General features: G+C 59.1%; 4 protein-coding genes. 3 read left to right on the forward strand and 1 reads right to left on the reverse strand.

Annotated features, from left to right (window positions below; genetic code table 11):
* Nucleotides 1-184 precede the first annotated feature (184 nt).
* From HG800_RS09795 to HG800_RS09805, 3 genes are all read left to right on the forward strand, one after another.
* Nucleotides 185-2,767 (forward strand): prolyl oligopeptidase family serine peptidase, encoded by a 2,583-nt coding sequence (locus HG800_RS09795; protein WP_169976283.1) that lies wholly within the window; start codon nucleotides 185-187, stop codon nucleotides 2,765-2,767.
* Nucleotides 2,768-2,967: 200 nt separating this feature from the next.
* A complete protein-coding gene (locus tag HG800_RS09800; protein ID WP_169976285.1) occupies nucleotides 2,968-6,057 on the forward strand; it encodes a PSD1 and planctomycete cytochrome C domain-containing protein in 3,090 nt (1,029 codons plus the stop codon).
* Nucleotides 6,058-6,100: 43 nt separating this feature from the next.
* The gene (locus HG800_RS09805) at nucleotides 6,101-7,609 is read left to right on the forward strand and encodes a DUF1501 domain-containing protein (RefSeq protein ID WP_169976287.1); all 1,509 of its coding nucleotides are present in this window, start codon (nucleotides 6,101-6,103) and stop codon (nucleotides 7,607-7,609) included.
* Between the two features lie 75 nt (nucleotides 7,610-7,684).
* Here HG800_RS09805 and HG800_RS09810 read toward each other — a convergent pair.
* On the reverse strand, nucleotides 7,685-8,423 hold a 739-nt coding region (locus tag HG800_RS09810; protein ID WP_169976289.1), incomplete at its 5' end, for a hypothetical protein.

The following is an 8,423-nucleotide window of genomic DNA, read 5'->3' on the forward strand; positions in this document are numbered from 1 at the left end:
ATCCAATGCCAGCCGAATAATCTGGGGAAGTCTGGTGAACGGCCCATCGGAATTGAGGACCTGGAGACGAAAGCGAGGATGAGAGGCTCTCGAAGTTTCCAGGGTGGGAGCGCACAATCATCCGTCGATCGTGAGTGTTTGTTTCATCATGCCATCGTGGCGATCTCCAGGAGTCCGGATGCTGATGAGCAGGTCGAAGCCGGTCCTCGTCCTCGTAGGAATGGTGCTTTCGTTCACAGGGATCATGGAAGAGGTGAGAGCACAGGGCACCCTGGCCGATTATCGTCGGGCTGACGAGCTACGGAGCAGGTTCCGAGAAACGGTTTTCAGGACCAGTGTTCGACCGAACTGGTCAGCCGATCAGTCGCGGTTCTGGTATCGGAACGATCTGCCGGGTGAGTCCCGTGAGTTCGTCGTGGTCGAGCCCGACCTCGGGGTAAGACGGCCGGCCTTCGACCATGAATCGCTCGCCGAGGCACTGGCCGAAGCCACGGGTAACGTGATTTCAGCCGAGCGGTTGCCGATCGATCGACTTGAATGGGCGGAGGATCATCGCTCGTTTCTGTTTCGGGTCGAGGAGTCTTGGTGGCGGTTCGATGCCGAAACCGAGCAATTGACGGCGGCAGACCCGTTGAATCGACCGGTTTCCCGTCGGCGGGACTCGGTGCCCCGGGCCAGCCGACGGACCGGGGAGGAGACCGAGATTCGTGTGGTGAACCAGACTCAGGGGCCGATCACCTTGATTTGGCTCGATCCCTCAGGGCGCCCGCAAGCCTATGGAACGATCTCGGAGGGAGAGGAGCGTCGGCAGCATACGTTCGGCGGGCATGTCTGGTCGATCGAGGATCACGAGGGGCGAGAGATCGACCGCTTTGAGGCTGAAGATCGACCCACTCGCTTTGAAATCACGGTGGATCAGGATGCGCCGCCACCTCCTCCTCGGGAACGACCGAACCGGGGTCGGACCGATCGATGGGAGATGGGGGAGTCGCCAGATGGTCGCTGGATGGCGGTCATCCGGGACGAAAACGTCGTGGTGCGTGATCGAAAGTCCGGCGAGGAATTTGCTCTGACAGAGGAAGGAACGGCAGATGACGGCTACGAGGATCGGGTCTACTGGTCTCCCGACTCGACGAAATTGGTCGTTATGCGGAGGGCCAGGGGAGACGATCGAAAGGTGTTCTTGATCGAGTCGTCGCCGCGTGATCAACTTCAGCCAAAACTCGATTCGTACGACTACCTGAAGCCGGGCGATCAGGTGGAGATCGCCAAGCCCCATCTGTTTGATGTGGAAGCACGGATCGAAATCCCAATTAATGATCAATTGTTCGCTAACCCTTGGCGAATCAACGACGTGCGGTGGGCCTCGGATTCGGGTCGATTCACCTTTCTGTTCAATGAGCGGGGCCATCAACACCTGAGGATTGTCGCGGTTGATGCGGCGACGGGAGAGGCGACCGCGCTGATCGAGGAATCAAGTCAAACCTTTATCGACTATAGTCAGAAATTTTTCTGTCAGTATTTGGATCAAACAGACGAGATTCTCTGGGCTTCGGAACGGGATGGATGGAATCACCTCTATCTTTTTGATGCGAAAACGGGAAGGTTGAAGCATCAGGTGACCCGGGGGGAATGGGTCGTGCGAGGGGTGGATCGTGTCGATGAAGGGGCCCGGCAAATCTGGTTTCGGGCGGGGGGAATCCATCCGGAACAAGACCCGTACCAGATCCATCATGCCCGAGTGAACTTCGACGGAACCGACCTGCTCCTGTTGACTGAAGGAGACGGGACGCACTCGGTCGAGTTTTCGCCGGACGGTCGATTTTTGCTTGATACGTATTCGCGCGTGGACATGCCTCCGGTCATTGAGTTGCGATCGGCGGAGGATGGCCGTTGGATCTGTGAACTGGAGCGAGCCGAGGTTTCGGGGTTAAAGGCGGCCGGCTGGCAGGTTCCCGAGCGATTTGTGGCCAAGGGACGTGACGGCGAGACCGATATCTATGGAGTGATATTCCGTCCGACGAACTTCGATCCTTCGGTGTCGTATCCGGTGATTGAACAGATTTACGCCGGACCGCAGGGGGCGTTTGTTCCGAAGGAATTCTCGTCGTTGCACGGGCCGCAACGGCTCGCGGAGTTGGGGTTCATTGTGGTCCAGATTGACGGTATGGGTACGAACTGGCGGTCGAAGGCGTTTCACGACGTTTGCTGGCAAAACCTGTCCGATGCAGGGTTTCCGGATCGGATTGCCTGGTTGAAGGCTGCGACGGCGGATCGCCCGTACATGGACCTGTCGCGGATGGGGATCTATGGCGGTTCGGCGGGGGGGCAGAATGCGCTGGGTGCCCTGCTCTTTCATCCCGAGTGTTACAAGGTGGCCGTGGCCGATTGCGGATGCCATGATAATCGAATGGACAAAATCTGGTGGAACGAGCAGTGGATGGGATGGCCAGTTGGTCCGCATTATGAGGAATCATCGAACGTGGTGAACGCGCACAGGCTGCGCGGGAAGCTGTTGCTGACGGTCGGAGAGCTGGATCGGAATGTGGATCCCGCCTCGACGATGCAGGTCGTTGATGCGTTGATTCGATCCGGCAAGGACTTCGACCTTCTGGTCATTCCCGGCGGTGGACACGGAGCGGGAGGAAGTCGCTACGGTGATCGTCGCCGTCGGGATTTCTTCGTCAGACACTTGCTTGGGGTCGAGCCGCCAGACTGGAATACGGTGCCATCGGCAGACTCTGATCTGGCCGAGGGAGGCGAGTGATTTGTTTGGGCTGCAACCGCGCCGGTGGGATACTGAGGCCCCTTGCGACCTGGGACGAGGCTGGGTCATCATGGGACGAACGTCTGGTGTCCGGAGGGGATGAGGACCTGCGGACAATTTCGGATTGCGTCCGATCCCTCCTGAACCAACCCTTCGCGGTCCCTCCTCGCGGATCGGGATGGAAGTGAGCAGTGCCTCTGATGAGTTTGCAACGACGCAATGCTTGCCGGCCGATGGGTCGAACCTGGACCTCAGCGGTCCTGGCCCTGTCATTCTGCTCGGCCGTAGCGATGGCCGAGCAAACGCAGGAGGCTCCCGACTTTAACCGGGAGGTCCGTCCGATCCTGACGAGCCAGTGCCTGGCCTGCCACGGCCCCGACGAGGCTGAGCGCAAGGGGAATCTGAGGCTCGATCTTCGTGAGGATACCGTGAGGGATCGGGATGGCTACGCCGTCGTCGTCCCGGGTGATCCCGAGTCGAGTGAACTCATCTTCCGCATTGAATCGGACGATCCGATCGACCAGATGCCACCTCCCGAGAGTGGGCATGAATTGTCGGCCGAGGAGAAGGACATCCTCAGGCGGTGGATCGCTTCGGGAGCGGAGTTCGAGACGCACTGGTCATTCCGTCCCTTGATCCGCCCGGAACTGCCGGTCTTGCCCGACGGATTGGCGAAGGATGTGCGTAATCCGGTCGATGCGTTTGTGCGAGCCCGTCTAGCGATGGCCGGCCTGGATCCGGAGCCAGAGGCTGATCGGTACACCCTTGCACGTCGGTTGGCGCTCGACCTGACGGGCGTCCCGCTCCGTCCGGAGGAGGTTGATGCGTTTATCGCTGACGATCGCCCCGACGCTTACGAGCGTCTGGTGGATCGCCTGCTTGACTCGCCGCGATTCGGTGAGCACTGGGCACGCACGTGGCTCGACCTGGCCCGCTATGCTGATACCAAGGGATACGAGAAAGATCAGCCGCGCACCATGTGGCGTTACCGTGACTGGCTGATCGACTCGATCAACGATGACATGCCGTTCGATCGCTTTACCGTGGAGCAACTCGCAGGGGACCTCTTGCCCGATCCGACTGACGACCAGATTCTTGCGACGGCGTTTCATCGGAATACGATGACCAACGACGAGGGAGGAACCGACGACGAGGAATTCCGTATTGCCGCCGTAAAGGATCGGGTCGACACGACCATGCAAGTCTGGATGGGTTTGACGATGGGCTGCGCCAAGTGCCACAGTCACAAGTTCGACCCGATCTCCCAGCGCGACTACTACGCCTTTTACGCCATCTTCAATCAGACCGAAGATGCCGATCGCCCCGACGAGGCCCCGACGCAGCCGATGCCCACGCTCTGGCAAACAGAGCAGGTGGACAAAACAGAGGCTCGCCTTGTCGAGCTTCAAAAAGAGTTCTGGCGCGACTCTCCCGAACAGGCCGAGAGTCAACGCGCCTGGGAAATGGTGATCGCCGACCGTAGTCGGTGGCACTCGGCAACCATCTTACGGACTGAGGCGGAAAGCGGGGCATCGCTTGAGGTGAGAGAGGACGCATCGGTGGTCATCTCTGGGCCTCATGTGGATCGGGAGACACTGACTCTTGAGCTCGAGGTTCCGGAACGAGTGACGGCAGTGCGGCTCGAAGCCCTCAAGGATCCGAGTTTACCTCAGGGCGGACCCGGCCGTGCGGAGCATGATCGGAACGCTGTCGTCTCCGAATTTCGGCTCGCCTTGCTCCCGAACGGCGAAGCAACTGAGACACTGCCATTACGTGTGTTTGAGGCTCGGGCGGACTTTGAGCAACGGGGGTATCCAGCATCTTCGGCGATCGACGACGACCCGGAAACTGGTTGGGCCTGGGCGCCGATGAACGACGAGCCTCATGTCATTCTCTTCACTCTGGCTGAACCGCTTGAAGCCGAAGGAGCACGGCTGGTAGTGACGATCGAACAGAACTATCCCAAGCTGCAGCTTGGGAGTTTTCGGCTCTCGACGACCAATTCCGAAGACCCTGCATTGCTTCTTCCCGAGTTCCGATCCTTGGGCGAGCTGGCCGCGATTCCGATTGAGGAGCGGACCTCGGACGATCAGAAACGGCTAGACGAGTCGTATCGACGCTCGCATGAGCCGACCATGTCAATTCACTCGCAGATCGAGGAACTCGAAGCGAACCTCAAGTCGATTCGAGAAACGATTGCGAAGACACCGATTCTTCGAGAACTCCCAGCCGACCGGAGACGAGTCACGCGAATTCATCAACGAGGTAACTTTTTGGAACCCGGCGAGGAGGTTTCCCCGGCGGTCCCCGACGCTTTCGGTGCACTTCCGGAGGAGAGCACGCTCGACCGCCTGGCGGTGGCTCAGTGGCTCGTCTCCAAGGAGAACCCTCTGACGTCTCGCGTGGCAGTGAATCGCGTTTGGGCGCGGATCATGGGGAACGGTCTGGTTGAGACAGAGGAGGACTTCGGTCTCCAAGGATCACCACCGACACATCCGCAGTTACTTGACTGGTTGGCCGTCGCTTACCGAGACGATCTGGGATGGTCGCTCAAGGAGCTTTGCCGGGTTATCGTTCACTCGTCAACGTATCGGCAATCGTCGCGTCACGAGCCGTCGAAGGTCCAGACCGATCCACGCAATACGCTGCTGAGCCGATCCCCTCGGTACCGCTTGTCGGCCGAGACGATCCGCGATCAGGCGCTGGCTGTGGCGGGGTTGCTTTCGGAGAAGGTGGGAGGACCATCGGTCATGCCGCCACAACCTCCAGGTCTCTGGAGGGCGGCCTACAGCACCTTGAAATGGGAGACGAGTCCTGGAGAGGATCGACATCGGCGAGCACTCTACACGTTTCTGAGAAGAACGAGTCCTTATCCGTCGATGACAACCTTCGATGCCGGATCGGGAGAGGTCTGCACCATTCGGCGGGTGCGTACAAATACGCCGTTACAGGCTTTGGTGACGTTGAATGATCCGGCGTTTGTCGAAGCCGCCGCTGCGCTCGGCCGGCGCATGGTCGCCGAGGCTGGACCCGATTTAGGCAGGATCGCTGCTCGGGGTGCTGAGCTGGCGCTCGGCCGTCCGGCAACGGAGTCTGAGGTGGATCGGCTGGTTGCCCTCTTCAAGGAGGCGAGCGAGGAGTTCCGTGCTGAGGAGGGAGCCGCCCGGGCGTTCCTCGACTCGGCCAATGCTCCGGAAAGCGAAGTGGGAGTCGACCCGATTGAGACGGCTGCCTGGGGTGTTGTTGGGAATGTGCTTTTGAATCTGGATGAGACGCTCACCCGGCCCTGAGTTGCCCCTGCCCTGCCCTGCACCGCATCGAGGATTGCACGCGATGAACGTTCCGCACGAGCGAGCCTTGACCCAGACGCGACGGCACTTTTTCGGGGGTGTTGGCCTGAGCCTCGGGGCGATTGCTCTGGGAGCGTTGCAAGGACGCGCGGCGACTCGAACCGATGACCCGATGTCGCCAAAGCCGACGATGCATGCGCCGAAAGCAAAATCTGTCATCTATTTACACATGGCGGGGTCGCCGTCACAGCTTGATCTGTTCGAGCATAAGCCTGAACTGATGAAATTCAGCGGCAAGGACTGTCCGGCGGAGTATCTGGAAGGGAAACGGTTCGCTTTCATCAAGGGAACGCCCAAGATGCTCGGGCCTCAGTTTGTGTATGCGAGGCATGGGCAGTCGGGTCAGTGGATCAGCGAGCTTCTGCCCCACTTTTCGAAGGTGGTGGACAAGACATGCGTGATCCGGTCAATGTCGACAACCGAGTTCAATCATGCTCCTGCACAATTGTTTGTGCATACGGGTCAGGCACGACCGGGAAATCCGAGCATGGGCTCATGGGCAACCTATGGTCTGGGAAGCGAGGCAGAGGATTTGCCGGGCTTCGTGGTGCTTTGCTCTGGCGGCAAAGTTCCTGATGCGGGCAAGAGCGTGTGGGGCTCTGGCTTTCTTCCTTCGGTGTATCAAGGAGTGCAGTGCAGGACTGACGGAGACCCGGTATTGTACCTCTCCGACCCCGCAGGGATGAGCCGCTCGCTACGTCGCAAGACACTCGATACCCTCCGTGAGCTCAACGAGCATCAACTCTCTCAGGTGGGAGATGCGGAGACGTTGACTCGTATCGCTCAATACGAACTTGCTTACAAGATGCAGATATCAGTACCCGAGGCGATGGACCTGACTCGGGAACCGCTTGAAGTGCTGGACCTTTACGGGGCGTCGCCCGGTTTTGTTTCCGAGGCTGAATCGGCGGACGATCCGAGGGTGCTTTACAAAGGGGATGACCCGACCTTCGCGAATAATTGCCTGCTCGCCCGTCGGTTGGTTGAACGTGGAGTGAGATTTGTGCAGCTGTATGATTGGGGATGGGACCACCACGGTTCCTCTCCTGGGGAGTCGATCGACGAGACGTTACCGATCAAGTGTCGTCAAATCGACCGAGCGGTCTCCGGTTTGCTAATTGATCTAGAACGTCGAGGTTTGCTTGAGGAAACGCTCGTCGTTTGGGGGGGCGAGTTTGGTCGAACGCCGATGATGCAGAACAATGTCAACACTGAGCTGAAGCCCGGATTCGTTGGTCGTGACCACCACCCCGACGCGTTCACGATGTGGCTCGCGGGTGGAGGAATCAAGGGTGGACTGGCTTACGGATCAACGGATGAGATCGGTTATCACGTCGCCGAGCATCCGATAACGATCCGGGATCTCCAGGCTACGATTCTTCACCTTTTGGGCCTTGATCCTTATCGCTTCAGTGTTCCGTACCAGGGGCTTGAGAACCGCCTGATCGGTCCGACCGATGAAGGGAAGATCATCAGCGCCATCCTGGCATGAGTTGTCGCAGTTTGTCACGCGTTGTTGAAACGCGGTTCACTCAATCATGGCAAGCCTTGGACATTGACCAAGGAATCAATGCTCGGGTGCTTGCTCCTCCTGCTGTTTCAAAGCCTGGAGGTGCGGTTCGACCGCCTGACCGATTTGCTCGTGTGACTCGTAGGGAAGGTAACTCGCACGCATCACGAGTCGCGAGAGACGACCGACCTCTGCATCAGGGAAGAGTGCCTGGAAGTCCCAGGCAGGATTGTTCGGGCCACCTCCGGAAGGAGACTGAGAAAGTCGGACATGGTCGTGCGGCCGGAAGACCTGGGCAAAGGCCATTCCGTGACTGACTCCGAAGTACCAGGGCTCGTCGTAGCGGTAGTGGGATCGGTTGAAGACGAGGGTGAGGGGGAAGTCGGGGTCGCGGGGGAAGCTGCGGTGGTCGTCGGCGGCCAGATGCGTGGCGAGCACGCCGTGTTCGGGAGACGTCGCTTCAACCCAGTGTGGGGTCGGATCGCCACCGTTCTGGTGACCAACGAAATGGATCGATTTGGATTCGGGTTGATTGATGTAACTCGCCCAGAACAGACCGATGAATCCGTTGCGGAAAGTTGCTCGACGTGGAATGAAATCGACCGTCAGCTCAATGGTTCCGTCGGGGAGCAAGGCGTAACGATGGCAGCTCTCCAGTCCCCAGGTTGGGGTGGGAGCCTGATACAGCTCGGCCGTATGCTCGTCAATGAGACGGAGTTCCATCGGAGCATGCCGAGGTTCGAACAGAATCTGCCGATCCTGGGTGATTCCATCGTGGATATGTTCAAAATTTAAT

The sequence above is a fragment of the Tautonia rosea genome, assembly GCF_012958305.1.
Classification (GTDB): domain Bacteria; phylum Planctomycetota; class Planctomycetia; order Isosphaerales; family Isosphaeraceae; genus Tautonia; species Tautonia rosea.

Excerpts from the sequence above, each read along its gene's own strand:
- HG800_RS09805 (WP_169976287.1), top strand. The coding sequence starts at position 6,101 with ATGAACGTTCCGCACGAGCGAGCCTTGACCCAGACGCGACGGCACTTT.
- HG800_RS09800 (WP_169976285.1), top strand. The coding sequence starts at position 2,968 with ATGAGTTTGCAACGACGCAATGCTTGCCGGCCGATGGGTCGAACCTGG.
- HG800_RS09795 (WP_169976283.1), top strand. The coding sequence starts at position 185 with ATGAGCAGGTCGAAGCCGGTCCTCGTCCTCGTAGGAATGGTGCTTTCG.